Origin of the sequence: Desulfotignum phosphitoxidans DSM 13687 (assembly GCF_000350545.1) — a bacterium.
Lineage (GTDB): Bacteria > Desulfobacterota > Desulfobacteria > Desulfobacterales > Desulfobacteraceae > Desulfotignum > Desulfotignum phosphitoxidans.
Window position 1 is genome coordinate 135,273 of record NZ_APJX01000002.1, and the last position, 17,800, is coordinate 153,072.

The 17,800-nt window shown below is 53.3% G+C and carries 20 protein-coding genes; 18 read left to right on the forward strand and 2 right to left on the reverse strand.

The window, feature by feature from the left end:
* Positions 1 to 93: 93 nt before the first annotated feature.
* The 16 genes from DPO_RS05140 to DPO_RS05215 all read left to right on the forward strand — a co-directional run bounded on the left by DPO_RS05140 (position 94) and on the right by DPO_RS05215 (position 13,129).
* Positions 94 to 372, forward strand: coding sequence for an FmdB family zinc ribbon protein (locus DPO_RS05140; protein ID WP_006964669.1), 279 nt, complete (start codon positions 94 to 96; stop codon positions 370 to 372).
* 73 nt (positions 373 to 445) lie between these two features.
* The gene (gene groES / locus DPO_RS05145; protein ID WP_006964670.1) at positions 446 to 733 is read left to right on the forward strand and encodes a co-chaperone GroES; all 288 of its coding nucleotides are present in this window, start codon (positions 446 to 448) and stop codon (positions 731 to 733) included.
* Positions 734 to 805: 72 nt separating this feature from the next.
* Positions 806 to 2,446 (forward strand): chaperonin GroEL, encoded by a 1,641-nt coding sequence (groL, locus tag DPO_RS05150; protein ID WP_006964671.1) that lies wholly within the window; start codon positions 806 to 808, stop codon positions 2,444 to 2,446.
* 186 nt (positions 2,447 to 2,632) lie between these two features.
* Positions 2,633 to 3,316, forward strand: coding sequence for a protein TolQ (tolQ, locus tag DPO_RS05155; RefSeq protein ID WP_006964672.1), 684 nt, complete (start codon positions 2,633 to 2,635; stop codon positions 3,314 to 3,316).
* Complete coding sequence (gene tolR / locus DPO_RS05160; protein WP_006964673.1) at positions 3,316 to 3,732, forward strand: protein TolR; 417 nt, start codon at positions 3,316 to 3,318, stop codon at positions 3,730 to 3,732. The genes tolQ and tolR overlap by 1 nt, the downstream gene beginning before the upstream one ends.
* A 12-nt stretch (positions 3,733 to 3,744) precedes the next feature.
* Positions 3,745 to 4,698: an energy transducer TonB gene (locus DPO_RS23725; protein WP_006964674.1), complete on the forward strand. Its 954-nt coding sequence runs from the start codon at positions 3,745 to 3,747 to the stop codon at positions 4,696 to 4,698.
* Entirely contained in the window at positions 4,695 to 6,035 is a 1,341-nt protein-coding gene (gene tolB / locus DPO_RS05170; RefSeq protein WP_006964675.1) for a Tol-Pal system beta propeller repeat protein TolB, read from the forward strand. The genes DPO_RS23725 and tolB overlap by 4 nt, the downstream gene beginning before the upstream one ends.
* 39 nt (positions 6,036 to 6,074) lie before the next feature.
* Positions 6,075 to 6,662 carry a peptidoglycan-associated lipoprotein Pal gene (pal, locus tag DPO_RS05175; RefSeq protein WP_006964676.1) on the forward strand — a complete coding sequence of 196 codons (588 nt, stop codon included), beginning with the start codon at positions 6,075 to 6,077 and terminating at the stop codon, positions 6,660 to 6,662.
* An 89-nt stretch (positions 6,663 to 6,751) separates the two neighbouring features.
* Positions 6,752 to 7,648 (forward strand): tol-pal system protein YbgF, encoded by an 897-nt coding sequence (gene ybgF / locus DPO_RS05180; protein WP_006964677.1) that lies wholly within the window; start codon positions 6,752 to 6,754, stop codon positions 7,646 to 7,648.
* Entirely contained in the window at positions 7,645 to 8,157 is a 513-nt protein-coding gene (locus DPO_RS05185; protein WP_006964678.1) for a crossover junction endodeoxyribonuclease RuvC, read from the forward strand. Before ybgF ends, DPO_RS05185 begins: the two co-directional genes overlap by 4 nt.
* A complete protein-coding gene (gene ruvA / locus DPO_RS05190; protein ID WP_006964680.1) occupies positions 8,141 to 8,767 on the forward strand; it encodes a Holliday junction branch migration protein RuvA in 627 nt (208 codons plus the stop codon). Before DPO_RS05185 ends, ruvA begins: the two co-directional genes overlap by 17 nt.
* Positions 8,768 to 8,769: 2 nt before the next feature.
* Positions 8,770 to 9,810, forward strand: coding sequence for a Holliday junction branch migration DNA helicase RuvB (gene ruvB, locus DPO_RS05195; protein ID WP_006964682.1), 1,041 nt, complete (start codon positions 8,770 to 8,772; stop codon positions 9,808 to 9,810).
* Between the two features lie 10 nt (positions 9,811 to 9,820).
* Positions 9,821 to 10,774, forward strand: a complete 954-nt coding sequence (locus DPO_RS23730) for a L,D-transpeptidase family protein (RefSeq protein ID WP_006964685.1) — start codon at positions 9,821 to 9,823, stop codon at positions 10,772 to 10,774.
* A gap of 75 nt (positions 10,775 to 10,849) precedes the next feature.
* On the forward strand, positions 10,850 to 11,290 hold the full coding sequence (rplM, locus tag DPO_RS05205) for a 50S ribosomal protein L13 (RefSeq protein WP_006964687.1): 441 nt from the start codon (positions 10,850 to 10,852) through the stop codon (positions 11,288 to 11,290).
* A 17-nt stretch (positions 11,291 to 11,307) separates the two neighbouring features.
* Positions 11,308 to 11,703: a 30S ribosomal protein S9 gene (gene rpsI, locus DPO_RS05210; RefSeq protein WP_006964688.1), complete on the forward strand. Its 396-nt coding sequence runs from the start codon at positions 11,308 to 11,310 to the stop codon at positions 11,701 to 11,703.
* Positions 11,657 to 13,129, forward strand: coding sequence for an exonuclease domain-containing protein (locus tag DPO_RS05215; protein WP_006964690.1), 1,473 nt, complete (start codon positions 11,657 to 11,659; stop codon positions 13,127 to 13,129). Before rpsI ends, DPO_RS05215 begins: the two co-directional genes overlap by 47 nt.
* Positions 13,130 to 13,232: 103 nt before the next feature.
* On the opposite strand, the gene DPO_RS05220 is transcribed toward DPO_RS05215, so the two are convergent.
* Both DPO_RS05220 and DPO_RS05225 read right to left on the reverse strand, forming a co-directional pair.
* Complete coding sequence (locus DPO_RS05220; protein ID WP_006964692.1) at positions 13,233 to 13,502, reverse strand: HU family DNA-binding protein; 270 nt, start codon at positions 13,500 to 13,502, stop codon at positions 13,233 to 13,235.
* A gap of 188 nt (positions 13,503 to 13,690) precedes the next feature.
* Positions 13,691 to 14,476, reverse strand: a complete 786-nt coding sequence (locus DPO_RS05225; protein ID WP_006964694.1) for a prepilin peptidase — start codon at positions 14,474 to 14,476, stop codon at positions 13,691 to 13,693.
* Between the two features lie 150 nt (positions 14,477 to 14,626).
* Here DPO_RS05225 and lon point away from each other — a divergent pair, with 150 nt between their 5' ends.
* Together lon and tsaB are read left to right on the forward strand one after the other, a co-directional pair.
* Positions 14,627 to 17,059, forward strand: coding sequence for an endopeptidase La (gene lon, locus DPO_RS05230; protein ID WP_006964696.1), 2,433 nt, complete (start codon positions 14,627 to 14,629; stop codon positions 17,057 to 17,059).
* Positions 17,056 to 17,745 (forward strand): tRNA (adenosine(37)-N6)-threonylcarbamoyltransferase complex dimerization subunit type 1 TsaB, encoded by a 690-nt coding sequence (tsaB, locus tag DPO_RS05235; protein WP_006964697.1) that lies wholly within the window; start codon positions 17,056 to 17,058, stop codon positions 17,743 to 17,745. Before lon ends, tsaB begins: the two co-directional genes overlap by 4 nt.
* Positions 17,746 to 17,800: the final 55 nt, after the last annotated feature.

Consider the following 17,800-nt stretch of genomic DNA (forward strand, 5'->3'; position numbering starts at 1 on the left):
TAAAAAACCTGCCTTGACAGGGGAAAAATGCTTATTATTATATCAATGATTTTTCAAGCAGTGATTGACGCTTAAAAAAGGGAGAAAGGGAAAATGCCGGTTTATGAGTATCAGTGTTCAGCATGTAAACATATTGAAGAAGCCTTTCAAAAAATTTCAGATGCGCCGTTGACGGTATGCCCCAAATGCCATGGGCCCCTGAGCAAAATTATATCTCACAGCTCTTTCCATTTGAAAGGGTCCGGCTGGTATGTCACCGATTACGGCGGAACCAAAACCCGGGCGGAGAATCCGGACAAACCCCCGGCCGAACCCACAAAATCAACGTGTGCCGCATCATCAGAACCATCCAAAAAGCAAGATGACAAATAGCAGACGTTGACACATAACCATTTAATCAAATTAATCCAACCAACATTTAAACGTAGAAGAGGAGTATTGCATCATGAGTTTGAGACCATTGAGTGACAGAATTCTGGTTCAGCGTACCGCAGAAGATGAAAAAACCAAAGGCGGTATCATTATTCCGGATACAGCCAAGGAAAAACCGGCTGAAGGCAAGGTAGTGGCCACGGGTAACGGCCGGATGGGTGAAGACGGCAAACTGCTGCCCATGGACGTCAAAGTGGGTGACCGGGTATTGTTCAGCAAATACGGCGGCACGGATGTAAAAATCGATGGCGAAGATTACCTGATTTTGCGCCAGGATGACGTACTGGGCGTTATCGAATAACCTGATTCCGACATTTGAGACCCAGTATTTAAAATACCTAAAACTTAAAATTTTACATGGAGATGAATAAAAATGGCCAAAGAAATCAAATATGATTCCAAAGCACGGGAAGCAATGCTCAAAGGGGTAAAAGCACTGGCAGATGCCGTTGTTGTCACCCTGGGACCCAAGGGCAGAAATGTCGTCATCGAAAAATCCTGGGGATCCCCCACAGTGACCAAAGATGGCGTGACCGTTGCCAAAGAGATCGATCTGGAAGATAAATTCGAGAACATGGGTGCCCAGATGGTCAAGGAAGTGTCTTCCAAAACCTCTGATATGGCAGGTGACGGCACCACGACCGCCACAGTGCTGGCCCGTGCCATCTATGAAGAAGGACAAAAACTGGTGGTGGCCGGCAACAACCCCATGGGGATCAAACGCGGCATCGACAAAGCCGTGGCCCAGATCACCGAAAACCTGGAAAAATTGGCCAAACCCACCAAAAATCAGAACGAAATCGCCCAGGTGGGTACCATTTCTGCCAACAGTGATGAAACCATCGGTAACATCATTGCCGAAGCCATGGACAAAGTGGGCAAAGAAGGCGTGATTACCGTGGAAGAAGCCAAATCCATGGAAACCACGCTGGAAGTGGTAGAAGGCATGCAGTTTGACAGAGGATATCTGTCTCCCTATTTTGCCACGGATACCGAAAAAATGGTGGCAGCCATGGAAAATCCCTATGTGCTGATCTGTGACAAAAAAATCTCTTCCATGAAAGATCTGCTGCCCATCCTGGAAAGCATTGCCAAAACCGGCAAACCCCTGGTGATCATTGCGGAAGATATCGAAGGCGAAGCTTTGGCTACGCTGGTGGTGAACAAACTGCGCGGCACCCTGAACGTGGCAGCTGTGAAAGCGCCGGGTTTCGGTGACAGAAGAAAAGCCATGCTCGAAGATATCGCCATTCTCACCGGCGGTCAGGTGGTGTCCGAAGATATCGGCATCAAACTGGAAAATGTGACCCTCCAGGATCTGGGACAGGCCAAATCCATCAGCATCGATAAAGATAACACCACCATCGTGGACGGTGCCGGTTCCAGAGAAGCCCTGGAAGGCCGGGTGAAAATGATCCGTGCCCAGGTCGAAGAAACCTCTTCCGATTATGACAGAGAAAAACTCCAGGAACGTCTGGCCAAACTGGTGGGCGGTGTGGCCGTCATCAATGTGGGCGCTGCCACTGAAACCGAGATGAAAGAAAAGAAAGCCCGGGTGGAAGATGCTTTGAACGCAACCCGTGCCGCCGTGGAAGAAGGCATTGTTCCCGGCGGTGGTGTGGCCCTGGTCCGGTGCCTGGACGCGCTCAAGGATCTGGATGTGGAAGGCGAGGAAAAACTGGGGGTTGCCGTGGTGGCCAGAGCCATTGAAGAGCCCCTGCGCAAGATTGCCGATAACGCCGGTGTGGAAGGCTCTGTCGTCATCAACAAGGTCAAGGAAGGCAAAGGCGCGTTTGGTTACAACGCCAGAACCGATGTGTATGAAGACCTGATCGAGGCCGGTGTCATCGATCCCAAGAAAGTGGTGCGGTTTGCGTTGCAGAACGCGGCATCTGTGGCATCTGTGATGCTCACCACCGAAGCCATGATCGCTGAAAAGAAAGAAGACAACCCGGCACCTCCGATGCCCGGCGGCGGCATGGGCGGTATGGGCGGCATGGGCGGCATGATGTAGCTGATCCGTCCGCAGGCCTTTTGACAGGCTGTGCTTGAACAGTGATAAACAAAAGCCCCTTTAATTCAATTTAAAGGGGCTTTTTATTTTCGGGGTCACCCCGGCAGGGCAGGGACTTGACAGAACCGCCTGCCTCATATAGTTATTCAAAGGAATATCCAAAGATTCAACTTCAAGCGAGGGATTATGACGACTGAGACAATCGGACTGCTTTACATGCTTGCGGATGCCGGGCCTGTGGTAAAGTTTGTCATGCTCGTGCTCCTGTTCTTTTCCATTGTTACATGGGCCATCATTTTTATAAAATTTAAGTATTTTCGAAAAGCGTTTCGGGAAACAGCGGATTTCACCGACATATTCTGGCAGTGCCGGACCCTGGACGATGCATTTGCCAAAGCCAAGGCCCTGCGATCCAGTCCGGCGGCCCGGATTTTTATTCCGGCTTACATGGAAATCAATCGATCCCGGGGAAAAGACAGCGCAATTTCCCTCCAGAGTATGGGCAGTGTCCAGCGGATCCTGCGCCGATCCATCACCATGGAGATCCATCGGTACCGCCAGCTGATTCCGTTTCTGGCCACCGTGGGAAACACGGCACCGTTTATCGGACTTTTCGGCACGGTGTGGGGGATTATGCATACGTTCCAGGGCATCGGTCTGAGCGGATCCGCCAGCCTGGCCGTGGTGGCCCCGGGTATTTCCGAAGCGCTGATCGCCACGGCCGCCGGCCTGGCAGCTGCCATTCCCGCCGTGATGGCGTATAATCATTACACAGATAAAATCCGGGTTTTGAATTCGGAACTGGAAACCTTTTCTTCTGATCTGTTGAATATCATTGAACGTGACATTCAAAATCAAATGGAGGCATGATGCGGTTTGAATCCGGTAATGATGCATTGATGTCTGAAATCAACGTGACACCGTTTGTGGACGTGATGCTGGTGCTGCTGATTATTTTTATGGTGACCGCGCCCATGATGGTGCAGGGGGTGGATGTGGAGCTGCCCACGGCCACTGCCGGACCGTTGCCGTCTGATGAGGATCATCTGATGATATCTGTGGACAAAGACCGCACAGTGTATCTGAACAATCAGGAAGTGTCAGTGGCGTTTCTGGCGGAAAAACTTGGAGCGATCCTGGAAAATATCAATTCCGATGCCGTGTATCTGAAAGCGGACAAACAGGTGCCATACGGGGTGGTGGTTCATGTGATGTCCCAGATCAAAAAGGCCGGAGTCAAAAGCCTGGGCATGATTACCCTTCCGGACGATGCAGATGCATCCTGACATGTGGATGTGATGGCACTTTTTTTCCCGATCAGAGATATCAGACCCCGGGGCTTTGACACAGACGAGATCCGTTCCCGGCGTCTGGCCGTGTATCTAGGGATTTCCATGGGTGTCCATGTGCTTTTTTTCCTGGTCAGCATCTGGCTGGTTGAATTCAGGATGCCTTACAAAACCCCGGAAGTGGTGCAGGTGGATCTGGTATCGTTTGCCCCGGGAGAGCCCGGCGGTCCGGCAGCCCCAAAAAATGTGTCAGATCCTGTATCTTTGCCGGATACGTCTTTGGACAATGCATCGGAACCTGCGGTTTCAGAACCGGCAAATCCCCCGGTTGAAAATGTGCCTGAGCCGGAACCTGTGGCCGTGCTGAAGCCGGATCTCAGCTTGAAGTCAAAACCTAAAAATCTCGAAGAGCTGATGGCAAAAAAGCCTGAACCCAAACCTGCGCCGGAACCCAAACCCGAGCCCAAACCAAAATCAAAGCCGGCTGAACCAGCGCCTGAAAACAAGCCGGAAAACCCACCTGAAAAAAAAGAATCCGATTCACAGCAGCAACTGGCACAGGCCATGGAACGTCTTGCCAGCACAGTGAAAAAACAGGACAAGTCCGTGACTGGTACGGGCACGGGACCGGTGTCCGGTTCCGGTACAGGCGGAGGGACCGGCAGAAAAGGGGGGACGCCCCTGGATTTTTATAAACTGGTGCTGCAATCTACCATTCAGCAGAACTGGGTGTTCAATGAGATGCTGGCCGGACTGGACCAGAATATGGAGGTCCGGATATTGATAAAAATTTTGAAAAACGGGGAAATAAGAGATATTATCTATGAAACCCGGTCTGGTAATCCATACCTGGACCAGAGTGCCAAACGGGCGATTCAGCGGGCCAACCCCCTGCCGGCGCTGCCCCCGGGCATGACATCTTATGATGTGGTGGTAATTTTTACCCCGAAAGGATTGAAATGACCAGGCGATTTGTAGTGTCCGCCATCATGCTTTTGCTGATGGGTTTGTTGATGGCGCCGGACCGGTTAACGGCAGCCCCGTATGATACCATTCAGGTGAGTAATCCTTTTTTAAATAAAACCCCCATCGCTTTGCCCGCATTCAAGGCATTGACGGGCAGCCCGGCGGAAACCCGGATCGGTGCAGAAGCGCTGGAAACCCTTGAAAACGGACTGGCGTTCACCGGATTCTTGAAACAGGTCAATCCGGCCGCGTTTCTGGCGGATCCGTCAAACACCGGTATTCAGATGTCACAGATCAATTTTTCAGACTGGACGGGCATCGGTGCGGAACTGCTGATCACGGGCGGGGTTGAGGAAAAAGACGGCCGGGTGAAACTGGCACTGCGGCTGTTTGACACATTCAATCATCAGCTGTTGAAAGGCAAAGTCTACACCGGGCCTCCGGATCAGGTCCGGCGCATGATACACCTGTTCTGCGCGGAAGTGTCCCATGCGCTGACCGGCAAATGGGGGGTCTTTGCCAGCAAACTGACCTTTGTTTCCACGGTGGATGGAAACAAGGAAATTTTTGTGAGTGATTTTGACGGGCACAACCCCACCCGGTTCACCCGTCACAAAAGTATCAGCCTGTCTCCGGCCTGGTCTTCGGACGGACAATGGCTGGCGTATGTGTCCTATGCCGGGGGCAAGCCCGATATTTATATCCGGCATCTGGAACAGGAACGGGGCACGGTGATCAAACGCGACGGCATGAACATCACCCCGGCCTGGATGCCGGGACAGGACAAATTGGCTGTGGCGTTGAGCTTTTCCGGAAATCAGGAAATATATCTGTTGACCCGGCAGGGAGAAATGATTAAAAAGATAACCAGCAGCTGGGGAATCAATGTGTCGCCGCAGTTTTCACCGGATGGCGGTAAACTGGCGTTTGTTTCCAACCGGTCCGGTACCCCTCAGATTTACATCAAGGATCTATCCTCCGGGGAGGTTGACCGGGTGACGTTTCAGGGAAGATACAACACGTCTCCGGCCTGGTCTCCGGATGGAAAAAAAATTGCTTATGTGGGGATCGAGAAGAACCGGATCGATATTTATATGGTCCAGCTGGACCAAGGGCCCGGCATGCCCGTGCAGCTGACCCGAAACCAGGGAGACAATGAGGATCCGGCCTGGTCTCCGGACGGGAACCTGATCGTTTTTACATCCACCCGGGACGGCCGGGGAGGCGCCGTGTTTGTGATGACGGCAGCCGGAACCGACCAGCGCCGGTTGATGAATATGCCGGGGCGACAGACCCAGCCCCGCTGGTCGAAACCCATGACATACAAAGAATAATGTGCTCAAAACGCAAGTCAAACAATCAAGGAGGTTGTGATGAACAAAAAACTGGGATTACATGTATTAATGGCAATTCTTGTGGCCGGACTTTTTTTGACGGCATCCTGTGCCAAGAAAACAGTGGTGTCCGACTCCACGGCCATTGAAGATCAGACACAGGCATCCGCGGAAGCGGCAGCTGCGGAAGCGGCCAGAATAGCGGAACAGGAACGGATCCGCCAGCAGGAACTGGCCGAGGAAGCGGATAGAAAATCAGCCATGGAACAGGCCCGGGCCCAAGCCGCCCAGACCCGTTTCCTGCATCAGCATATCCACTTTGAATTTGACAGTGCCCAGCTGACGGACACGGCAAGGGCTCTGCTTCGGGAAAAAGCGGACTGGCTCAAGGCCAATCCGGGCCACAGCATTGTCGTTGAAGGACATTGTGATGAAAGGGGAACCACGGAATACAACCTGGCTTTGGGGGAACGACGTGCTGGTGCGGTCAAACAGTATCTGCAGGATCTGGGTATTGGATCATTCCGGATGACCACGGTCAGCTACGGGGAAGAAAGACCTCTGGATCCGGGCCAGAATGAAGCGGCATACAGTAAAAACCGCCGGGCACAGTTTGTCTTGAAATAACGGGCGGTGTATGAATTCATCAGAGTCCGGCCGGATTTTTTAAACGATCCGGCCGGACTCTGACTGTTTGTTCAGGCCAGGGGGGAACCATGAAAAACATTGTTTTAACCATCTGCGTCATGCTGTGGGTGCCGGTGCTGTCCGGATGTGTGTCGTCGGATCAATACCAGATGTTGGAAAATCGCGTCAATGCCCTGGAAATGGAAAATACCCGGCTGCGTCAATTCCGGAACCAGGTTGCCGATTTGTCATCCGCCATTGAAGATCTGGAAAAAAAGGTGCAGGCCACGGACCAGGTATCCCGGGAAAATATTGCGGACATCAATCAGGAGCTGCAACAGATGCATAAAAAATACGCGCAGCTCCAGGGCATGATGGAGGAGACCGCCTATCGACTGGGTGGCACGGACCTGGGCATTCAGACAGATTCCACACAAATCCTGGACCGGATGGACCGGGCCATATCCCGCAATCATACCCGGATCACCCGGCTGGAAACTTACATGGGATTTGAACCCACCGTGCCCGGGACAAATGGGGCAGATTCGTCTGATGATGCCGCGTCACCCGATGTCGGGGCTGATGCCGGGCAGGCAAAAGCTGAAATGCCCGTGTCCGACCGATCCGCGTATGAGCAGGCCAAAAAGACCTTTGATGCCGGAGACATGGAGGCGGCCCGGATTCAGTTTGAAAATTTTATCAATACGTTTCCCGAGTCTTCGTATGCCGGCAATGCCCGGTTCTGGATTGCAGACAGTTATTATGCGGAAAAATGGTATGAAAAAGCCATTCTGGAATATCAGAAGGTGCTGGAACAATACCCGGATTCCAACAAAACAGCGGCTGCCCGGCTCAAACAGGGATATGCCTTTGCCGAGCTGGGAGAAAATGCCAATGCCCGGCTGATTTTAAATGAACTGATCTCCCGGTATCCGGACTCCAGGGAATCGGAGTTTGCAAAAACAAAACTGAAAACACTTCAGTGACACATAAGCCGATCAAAGTGGTGGGCATCGATCCCGGACTGGCCGGTACGGGCATCGCAGTGGTGGAAGGCGATGCCCGGGCCGTGAACCGGTATTCCTTTGGATGCGTGTCCACGGCATCGACGGATTCCCTTGCCTTCCGGCTGGATACCATCTATACCCGCATCAGTCAGTTTCTATCGGACCAGGTCCCGGATCTGGTGGTGATCGAGGATATCTATTCGCTGGACAAATACCCGGGATCCGGGATTTTGCTGGGCAAGGTTTCCGGGGTGCTGCTGGTGGCGGCGTTCCGGGCCGGAGCCCGGGTGGAGGAAATCGCCGTGCGGGAAGCCAAAAAAATTATCTGCGGCAACGGCAATGCCGATAAATTTCAGATGGAGCGGTCCGTGCGCCATTTTTTAAATCATCCGGAAACCATTCGGCCGTTCCATGCGTCCGATGCACTGGGTCTGGCGATCACCGGATATTTCCGGTACAGGAAAAACGATCATGATCGGATATCTTGAAGGACAGGTTTTGGACGGTGACTCTGATGCCATTTTGTTGCTGGCAGGGCAGGTGGGGTATGAAATTCTGGTCAGCCCGTTCACCCGGGCCCAGGTGATGGCGCAATCCAAAGAAACTCAGGTTCAGCTGCATATTTATTATCATGTGACCGAACGCCAGCCCAAACCGGTTTTGATCGGATTTCTGGAAAAAAAGGACAAGGCGTTTTTTCAATTGTTTATTTCCGTTTCCGCCATCGGCCCCATGAAAGCGGTCAAGGCCATGGTCCGCCCCGTGGGAGAAATTGCCGCCGCCATCGAGGACAAACAGGTATCTTTGCTGGCGAAACTGCCCGGCATCGGGCCCCGGACAGCGGAAAAAGTGATTGCCACCCTGCACGGCAAAACCCGGGAATTTGCCGAAAGAGCCCCGGCCCGGGCACCTTTGTCACCGGTATCACCTTCCCCGGACAATCCGGAAATGGTGGCAATGGTGACCGGGGTTCTGGTGAACCAGTTGGGACATTCTTCCGGTTCGGCCCAGCGCATGATCCGGGCCGCACTTGAAAAAAATCCCGGTATCCATACCCCGGAAGCGCTGCTGGATGCTATTTACCAGGAAGGAGCCTGAACATGACCGATGATATATTGTCCTATCAATCGGATGTCAAAGGGGTGGTCACGGCCCAGCCGACCCCGGAGGACCGGACCCCGGATATCGTGTCTTTGCGGCCCGAGCGGTTTGAGGATTATGTGGGTCAGAATGCCACCGTGGAGACGTTGAAAATTGCCATTCAGGCGGCCAAACTCAGAAACGAACCTTTGGATCACATTCTGCTGCACGGTCCGCCCGGACTGGGTAAAACCACCATCTGCCATATCATTGCCAATGAAATGGGAAAAGATCTCACCATTACGTCCGGCCCCACCCTGGAAAAAGGCGGAGACCTCATGGGCATTTTAACCCATCTGGCGGATGGGGAGTTTTTGTTCATCGATGAAATCCACCGGATCCCCAAAGTGGTGGAGGAATTTCTTTATCCGGCCATGGAAGATTTTGCCGTGGATTTTGTGTTTGACAAGGGAATTCATGCCAGAAGCCACCGGTACCGGTTGCGGCGGTTCGTGCTGGTGGGGGCCACCACCCGGGTGGGACTGCTTTCCTCACCGTTGCGGGACCGGTTCGGTCTGTTCCGGACCCTGGATTTTTATACACCCGAGGAACTGGTGGTCATTATCCATCGGTCGGCCCGGCTTCTGGAGACCCAGATTACCAAAGACGGGGCAATGTCCCTGGCAAAACGGTCCCGGGGAACCCCGCGGATCGCCAACCGGCTTCTCAAACGGGTGCGGGACTTTGCCCAGGTCCGGTCCGACGGCCGGGTGACCCGGGAAACCGTCCAGGCGGCCCTGGCACTGGAAGGGATCGACCATCTGGGCCTGACCCGGCTGGACCGCAGCTATCTTGAGACCATCATCGATTTTTATCACGGGGGCCCCGTGGGCATTGAAGCCATTGCCGCCACCCTGCAGGAAGAGACTGATACCCTGGTGGATGTGGTGGAACCTTTTTTGTTGAAAATCGGCCTGGTGTTGCGGACTTCCAGCGGCCGGAAAGCATCAAACCCGGCATATCAACATCTCAATAAAGTCCCTGAAGAGACATCAAGGTAACCGGCTGCTTATGAAATATTTGATCTGGTTGATGGCCTGTCTGTTCACAGCAGGTGCGCCTGCGCTGGCCGGATCCCTGCCGGCCGCAGTGATCGCACTGCCCCGGGGGGAGCATGCCATTCTGGTGGAAAAACAGACCCAGCGGTTTTATATCTTTCGGGCGGATTCTGATTCTTCAGAATTGATCCGGGTGTTTGACACGAATTGCTCTACGGGGGAAGCGTTCGGTCCCAAACAGGTGGAAGGGGATAAAAAAACCCCGGAAGGGATCTATTTTATCATCGATGAGCATGAAGACAAGGATTTGACCCCGATTTACGGCCCCCGGGCGTTTCCCACGGATTATCCCCATTTTCTGGACCGGCAGCAGGGAAAAACCGGGTACGCCATTTGGATTCACGGCACCAACAAGCCGTTGACGCCCATGGATACGAACGGATGTATCGCCCTGGAAAACAAGGATGTCCGCCGTTTGTCCGATTATGTCACAAGATATGTCACCCCCGTGATCATCCAGAAGACGATTCAGTATACCAATGCGGATGTACTGGCTGCATGGAAAACAGGGGTGATCCGGTTTGTGGACAAATGGGTCCGAACCCATATGACCGGAACCGCCGCGGATTACATGACATTGCATGTGCCGGGCGCGGATCCGGACCGGTTTGACTGGGATGCCTGGGAACAACAAAGGCAACGGGCTGCCGTGTCTGAAAACCCATTGCAGATTCAGACATCGCGGATGGGCATTTACCGGCTCAAGGATACCCTGGTGGTGGCCATGGACTTTGCATTGATCCGGGGGCAAAAACATCTGACGCTGGGTCGGCGCAAATTGTTTTTACAGGGAAATATGCCGGAATCACTCTGGATTGCGGCCGATGAATTCCAGGATTCAGATCGTGTTCAGCCGTCTCTGGCAATTCTGGCAGCCGGTGCGGACCGTCTGCTGGAATCAAAATAAATTTTGCTTGACAATAAAGGGATTTTTCTATAATTATGTCAGGATTGTGTTTATGAATGAGGAGCAGTGAAAAAAGTGAAAAAATATACGTACAGTGCCAAAAGAGCGGATAACCAGGAAAACTGGTGTGTGATCGATGCAGCGGACCAGGTGTTGGGCCGGCTGGCATCCCAGGTGGCCTACCGGATTCGGGGCAAGCATAATCCCTTGTATACCCCCCATGTGGATACCGGAGACTGGGTGGTGGTAATTAACGCGGATAAAATCCGTCTGACCGGCAACAAACTGGATCAGAAAAATTACTATCGTCATTCCGGGTATGTGGGAAGTCTGAAATCCCAGACAGCCAGGGAAATGCTGGAAAAGAACCCGGAAGAGGTCCTTAAAAAAGCGGTTCAGGGCATGCTGCCTAAAAACCGGCTGGGCAGAAAACTGAACAAAAAATTGTTCGTGTATGCCGGCGATCAGCATCCCCATGCGGCCCAAAAACCGGAACCCGTTGAAATTAAAGGATAAAGGACGCGATACGATCAATGGAAAGTGGAAACGTGTTTTACGCGACAGGAAAACGGAAAAAGTCCATAGCCAAAATCTGGCTGTTACCGGGTACCGGAAAAATGACGGTGAATGACCGGGATCTGGATGAGTATTTTGATATCGGAGTTAACCGGGATGCGCTGGCAGCCCCTCTTTCACTGACACAGATGGATGATGCCTTTGATGTGCGTATCCGTGTGATGGGCGGCGGGCAGACCGGTCAGGCCGGTGCGGTCCGTCAGGGATTGTCCAAGGCCCTGGTGCAGGTGGACCCGGAACTGCGGGGCGTGCTCAAGAATGCCGGATTTCTGACCCGGGATTCCCGTCAGAAAGAACGGAAAAAATATGGTCAAAAAGGGGCCAGAGCCAGTTTCCAGTTTTCCAAAAGATAAGATTTATCTGTTTTACGACCTGGAGACCTCGGGTCTTGATCCGGCGTTTGACCAGGTGTTGACTTTTGCCGGGATCCGCACGGATTCCCGGCTTCGGGAAATTGACCGAACCAGCCTGACCATCCGGCTTCGCAAGGATATCATTCCATCTCCCAGTGCGTTTGTCACCCATTGTCTGACCATGAAAGATCTGGCAGACGGGCAATGTGAATACCAGGCTGCCCGTCTGCTGCATTCGCTTTTCAATACCCCGGACACGGTCAGCGTGGGGTATAATTCGCTGGGGTTTGATGACGAATTTTTACGCTTTCTCTTCTACCGGAATCTGCTGGAACCCTATACCCATCAATATGCCAATGGCTGCTTTCGGGCGGATATTCTGCCGGTTGCCGCGTTGTATAAACGATTCTGCACCCCGCCTGTCATTCAATGGCCCTGCCTGGACAATGGCCGGCCGACATTGAAACTGGAACATATCGCCAAAGAAAATCAGTTCATCACTTCCGGCCCGGCCCATGATGCCATGGCGGATGTGGAAGCCCTGGTGGCCCTGTGCAGACGATTTACCCAGCGATCCGACATGTGGGCCTATGCCCTGGGGTTTTTTGACAAGCAGACGGACTTGAAACGGGTGGCGGCGATGGCTGAAACCTGCCGGATCAAAGATCGGTTTTTTCGCAACGCGTTGATGGTGTCATCCTCATTCGGTCCGGATGCCGGGTATCTCGCCCCGGTGCTGCATATCGGCGGTGCCATTCCCTATGCCAATCAGCAGCTTTGGATTCGGCTGGACCGGCCGGAATGTGGAAAGATCAATCCGGACACCGGTCAATTTAACTGGTTTCCCGTACGGAAAAAACCGGCGGACCAGTGGCTGGTGCTGCCGGCCCTGGAACGTTTCACGGACCGGTTGACAGATACGGCCCGGAAAACCGCCGGGGATGTGATCGCCATGTTCCGGGGAAATGGTTCCGTTTTTCTGGATACCATTCAAGTGCATCGCGCTTATGCCTATCCAGAGATCCCGGATCTGGACCCGGATGCGGCCCTGTATCAGGACGGTTTTTTTACGGCACAAGAAAAAAAAGATATCGCCCGGTTTCATGATGCCGGCCCGTTTGACATCTCAGACAGAAATACCTTGTCCCGGGTTTTGGCCACATTGAAGACACCCAGGGTCCATACCCTGGCGGCCCGGATTCTATCGCGCAATTATCAGGTGCCGGCGACAGAAGAATTCAGGGATCATCTGGAGAAACTGGCAAACGGGGATAAAATCACGGGATTTCGCGGTGATGAAAAATTCACCCTGCCAGAGGCCATAGCCGATCTGGCAGATCCGGAATTCAAGCCGGAAAACCTGGACATGCGCCAACGCAATGCACTGCAAAGCATTGACGCATATCTTGGGCAATGGACGGCATGAATTTTTAAAAAACCCCCTCCAGGTAGTCTCCGGTACGGGTGTACAAGGGCGGCAGTATCCGGATATTGCCTGGAGGAGTTGAAGATGAGTGAAGAACGCCGCGTTATTTAACGGCTTCTTTCAACGCTTTTCCAGGGATGAATTTGGGAACGTTTCTCGCCGGGATATCGATCTCTTTTCCGGTCTGGGGATTTCTGCCTTTTCTGGCTTTTCTTTCCGCTGTTTTAAAGGTACCAAAACCCACCAGGGTCACGGAGTCATTGTTGGCAAGCGCATCGGTGACTGCCTGAACCACACAGTCAACAGCCTTTTGGGCATCTTTTTTACTTTCCAGTACTTCTGCAACCTTGTTGATTAAATCGCCTTTGTTCATCTTTTTTTCTCCTTTTTTTGGGTTTGGAAGGACAAATTTGGTTTTAGTGTCCATAACCGCGTTGCCTGAGGGTTACACGCATTTGAATCAGCTTCAGCGGTACGTTACGTCGTTGTGTCGTGTGTGTCAAGAGTTTATTGCCTTTTTTTAAAAAAAACCCTTGTCTGAAAGGGGTCTACAGCAAAAAATCAAAAAACTGCCCATAAAAAGTACCAGTCAATGATGGGGTCGCCGAAAAAAACATAGACCAGCGCGCCTGCGGACAGGAACGGCCCGAAAGGCAGCTGCATCCGGCGATCCGCATGTCTGTTTCTGATCATGGCTGCGATCCCCGCACCCGTGCCGGCAAATGATCCGGCAAACAAAGTGAAAAGGACACCGGTCACCCCGGTGACTGCACCGATCATGGCCAGCAGTTTGATATCGCCGCCGCCCATGCCGTCGGTTTTGCGGATGAGATAATACACCAGGGCCACCCCGTAGAGAATGCCGCCGCCCACCAGAATTCCGGAGACAATGCCGGTCAAAGGCCGGTCCAGCACGACCCGGGCCAGTATTCCGAAAACAAAAATGCCCGGAATGCTGATCCGGTCCGGAATAATCCGGAATGCCAGATCAATGCCGGAGACCACCACCAGGGTGGCGGCAAATGCGAACCAGACCAACGCTTCCGGGGTCCAGCCAAAAATCAGGTATGTCAATACGGCCAGCATCCCCGTCACGATTTCAACCACCATGTACTGCAAAGAAATGGGATGGCTGCAGAACAGACAGCGTCCTTTGAGAATCAGAAAACTGAGGATGGGGATGTTGGCATAAAACGGCAGGCCATGCCCGCAGGCCGGACAGGCAGATCCGGGAAATACAATGGACATGTTCCGGGGAATCCGGTAAATGCACACATTTAAAAAACTGCCGATACAGGCACCGAACATAAATATAAAGATAAGGACCGCCAGCATAGAGATTGTCATGGTAATTATTTTGTCCCGGGATATTGTAAAATTCAAATTATGCGTTATTGTACCCTCAAATGTAAATACCTGATTTTAAAAATTTACACCCCGCCGTTATGGTCGATGCCGTCATAAAGGACGGGGTGAAAGTTATAACAAGGAGATCTGATGGCAGAAGCGGATATGGATGATCTGATTGAAGTGATTGAAAAAGAGGGGAATCTTGACAATATTCCCAAAACCCTCCCCATGATGCCGGTCCGGGACATTGTGGTGTTCACCGATATGCTGCTGCCCCTGTTTGTGGGCCGGGACAAATCCATCAAAGCCATGGAGGAATGCGTCGGTTACGACCGGTATATCTTTTTGACGGCCCAGAAGGACGCGGAAGTGGAAAATCCCGGTACCGAGGATGTGTATGAGATCGGCACCGTGGGCCGGGTCCAGAAAATGATCAAACTGCCGGACGGCCGGATCAAGGCCCTGGTGCAGGGGATCGTTAAGGCAAAAGCCGTGGCGTGGCTCAAGAAGCGCGGTTATTTCAAGGTGGAAGTGTCTTTTTTAGAGGAGCAGGATCCCGAGGAACTGGATATTGAGCTGGAAGCGCTGATGCGCAACGTCAAGGAAAACAGTGAAAAACTGCTGAGTCTGAAAGGGGAGCTGTCCGGAGATATCGGGGATCTTCTGTCCCATATCGATTCCCCGGGCAAACTGGCGGATCTGGTGGCGGCCAACCTGAATCTTCGCACCGAAGACGCCCAGGCACTGCTGGAACTCAATGACACACCCGAGCGGCTCAAAAAAGTCAATGACCTGCTGGCCCGGGAACTGGCCTTGACCACGGTCCAGGCCAAGATTCAGACGGATGTGAAAGATGAAATTTCAAAAAATCAGCGGGATTATTACCTGCGGGAGCAGGTCAAGGCCATCCACCGGGAACTGGGGGAAAGCGATGAAAAACTGGCGGAGATCAAAGAGTTCAAGGCCAAGATAAAACGGTGCAAACTGCCCAAAGAAGGCGAGGAAGAGGCTGTGAAGCAGTTGCGGCGCCTGGAGCAGATGCATTCGGATTCCTCGGAAGCTTCCGTGGTCCGAACCTATCTGGATACCATCGTGGAACTGCCCTGGAGCAAATCCAGCAAAGATGTGCTGGATATCACCCGTGCCCAGACCGTGCTGGACAAAAACCATCTGGGTCTGGAAAAGGTCAAGGAGCGGATCCTGGAATATCTGAGTGTCAGAAAGCTCAATCCCAAAAAAAAGGGACAGATCATCTGCTTTGTGGGACCTCCGGGCGTGGGCAAGACCTCTTTAGGTCAGGCCATAGCCAAGGCCATGAAACGCAAGTTCCAGCGCCTGTCTCTGGGCGGTATCCGGGATGAGGCCGAAATCCGGGGGCACCGCCGGACCTATATCGGTTCCATGCCCGGCCGGATTCTCCAGGGTCTGCGCCAGTGCGGCACCAACAACCCCGTGTTCATGCTGGACGAGATCGACAAGCTGGGCAATGATTTCAGAGGAGACCCCTCATCCGCCCTGCTGGAAGCCCTGGACCCGGAACAGAACACCGCGTTTTCCGATCATTACCTGAACATCCCTTTTGACCTGTCCAATGTGATGTTCATATTGACGGCCAATATTGCCGACACCATCCCGTCGGCCCTGCTGGACCGCATGGAGGTGATCCGGATTCCCGGGTATACGCACCAGGAAAAAATCGAGATCGCCAAAACCCATCTGCTGCCCCGGAAACTGCGGGACAACGGATTGATCAGACGGTCCATCACCATTCATCCCAATGCCCTGGCAACCATTGTGACCGAGCATACCCTGGAAGCGGGCTTGCGGGAACTGGAGCGCAAGCTGGACACCATCTGCCGGAAGATCGCCCGGAAAATTGCCGAAGGCCAGAAAGGCAAATTCACCATCACCCGCCAGAACCTGACCCGGTATTTAGGCCCGCCCCAGTATATGCCGGAACTGGATCAGGAGGAAAGCCAGGTGGGCCTGGCATCGGGCCTGGCCTGGACGGAGGTGGGCGGAGAAATCCTGTATATCGAGATTTCTTTGTTTCCGGGCAAAGGGGAACTTCTGGTCACGGGCCAGATCGGCGAGGTGATGCAGGAATCGGCCCGGGCCGCCCTGACCTGGACCAAGGCCAACCAGGAACTCTTAGGCATTGACAAGGATGCGTTCGACAACCAGGATATCCATATTCATGTGCCGGCCGGCGCCATTCCCAAGGACGGCCCCTCAGCCGGGATTGCCATGGTCACAGCCCTGGTGTCGGCCTTTACCGGACGGCGGGTGAACAACCTGGTGGCCATGACCGGCGAGGTGTCTTTGCGGGGCCGGGTTTTGCCCATCGGCGGGCTCAAGGAAAAAGCCCTGGGCGCGTTGCGGGCCGGTATCAAACAGGTGATCATTCCGGAAAAAAATAAAAAAGATCTGTATGATATTCCCAAAAACGTGAAATCCAAACTCAAGTTCACCTGTGTCCGGGATGTGAACCAGGTGCTGGACATCGCTCTGGAACCTTGCGTGGAAGCTTCAGCAAAAGAGGCGGATATCCCGGAAACGGACCCGGATGGGACAGCGTGAAAATTCTTGCCCTGAGCACGGCGGAACCCGGGTGCAGTCTGGCCGTGACAGACAATGATCAACTGGTGTGTGAAACTTACTGGCACAGCCGGCTGACCCATTCCCGGCGCCTGCTTTCCATGGCCGGGGATCTGTTTCCCGACCAGGCCGGGTGTGAGATTTCCGACGTGGATGCGTTTGTGGCTGCCAAAGGACCGGGCAGTTTCACGGGACTGCGCATCGGCATCAGTGCCGTGCTCGGCCTGTCAACGGCATTGTCCCGGCCGGCCGCGGGGGTGTCCAGCCTGGACGGGATTGCCTGCCGGTTTTCTCAAGTTGATGTGCCCGTGTGCGCCATGATGGATGCCCGCCGGGGCCAGGTATATTGTGCGGTTTTCCGGTTTGAACACGGGCGGCTCAAGGAAAAAACCGATGACACGGTGTGTTCGCCTAAACAGGCCATATCCATGGTGTCGGGGAAAGATGCCGTGTTTGCCGGGTCCGGTGCAAGGGTATATGAAACAAAAATACAGGAAACCTTTAAGGGCCGGGCCCGGATGGCACCGCCGTTCATGGATGCGGTCAGTGCCGCAGCCTTGGCCTGGGCGGCCCGGACCACGCCGGATTTTTTTCAAAATCCCGCCAACACCCTGGTCCCGGACTATCTTCGGTCCGAAGGTGCGGACGCGCCCCGGGGTTTTGCTTGACACGCAGACCGGATGTCTGTTAGTCTAACACGGTTTAAAATTTTTTGGGACACAT

Excerpts from the sequence above, each read along its gene's own strand:
- DPO_RS05140 (WP_006964669.1), top strand. The coding sequence starts at position 94 with ATGCCGGTTTATGAGTATCAGTGTTCAGCATGTAAACATATTGAAGAA.
- groES (WP_006964670.1), top strand. The coding sequence starts at position 446 with ATGAGTTTGAGACCATTGAGTGACAGAATTCTGGTTCAGCGTACCGCA.
- groL (WP_006964671.1), top strand. The coding sequence starts at position 806 with ATGGCCAAAGAAATCAAATATGATTCCAAAGCACGGGAAGCAATGCTC.
- tolQ (WP_006964672.1), top strand. The coding sequence starts at position 2,633 with ATGACGACTGAGACAATCGGACTGCTTTACATGCTTGCGGATGCCGGG.
- tolR (WP_006964673.1), top strand. The coding sequence starts at position 3,316 with ATGCGGTTTGAATCCGGTAATGATGCATTGATGTCTGAAATCAACGTG.
- DPO_RS23725 (WP_006964674.1), top strand. The coding sequence starts at position 3,745 with ATGGCACTTTTTTTCCCGATCAGAGATATCAGACCCCGGGGCTTTGAC.
- tolB (WP_006964675.1), top strand. The coding sequence starts at position 4,695 with ATGACCAGGCGATTTGTAGTGTCCGCCATCATGCTTTTGCTGATGGGT.
- pal (WP_006964676.1), top strand. The coding sequence starts at position 6,075 with ATGAACAAAAAACTGGGATTACATGTATTAATGGCAATTCTTGTGGCC.
- ybgF (WP_006964677.1), top strand. The coding sequence starts at position 6,752 with ATGAAAAACATTGTTTTAACCATCTGCGTCATGCTGTGGGTGCCGGTG.
- ruvA (WP_006964680.1), top strand. The coding sequence starts at position 8,141 with ATGATCGGATATCTTGAAGGACAGGTTTTGGACGGTGACTCTGATGCC.
- ruvB (WP_006964682.1), top strand. The coding sequence starts at position 8,770 with ATGACCGATGATATATTGTCCTATCAATCGGATGTCAAAGGGGTGGTC.
- DPO_RS23730 (WP_006964685.1), top strand. The coding sequence starts at position 9,821 with ATGAAATATTTGATCTGGTTGATGGCCTGTCTGTTCACAGCAGGTGCG.
- rpsI (WP_006964688.1), top strand. The coding sequence starts at position 11,308 with ATGGAAAGTGGAAACGTGTTTTACGCGACAGGAAAACGGAAAAAGTCC.
- DPO_RS05215 (WP_006964690.1), top strand. The coding sequence starts at position 11,657 with ATGGTCAAAAAGGGGCCAGAGCCAGTTTCCAGTTTTCCAAAAGATAAG.
- DPO_RS05220 (WP_006964692.1), bottom strand. The coding sequence starts at position 13,502 with ATGAACAAAGGCGATTTAATCAACAAGGTTGCAGAAGTACTGGAAAGT.
- DPO_RS05225 (WP_006964694.1), bottom strand. The coding sequence starts at position 14,476 with ATGACAATCTCTATGCTGGCGGTCCTTATCTTTATATTTATGTTCGGT.
- lon (WP_006964696.1), top strand. The coding sequence starts at position 14,627 with ATGGCAGAAGCGGATATGGATGATCTGATTGAAGTGATTGAAAAAGAG.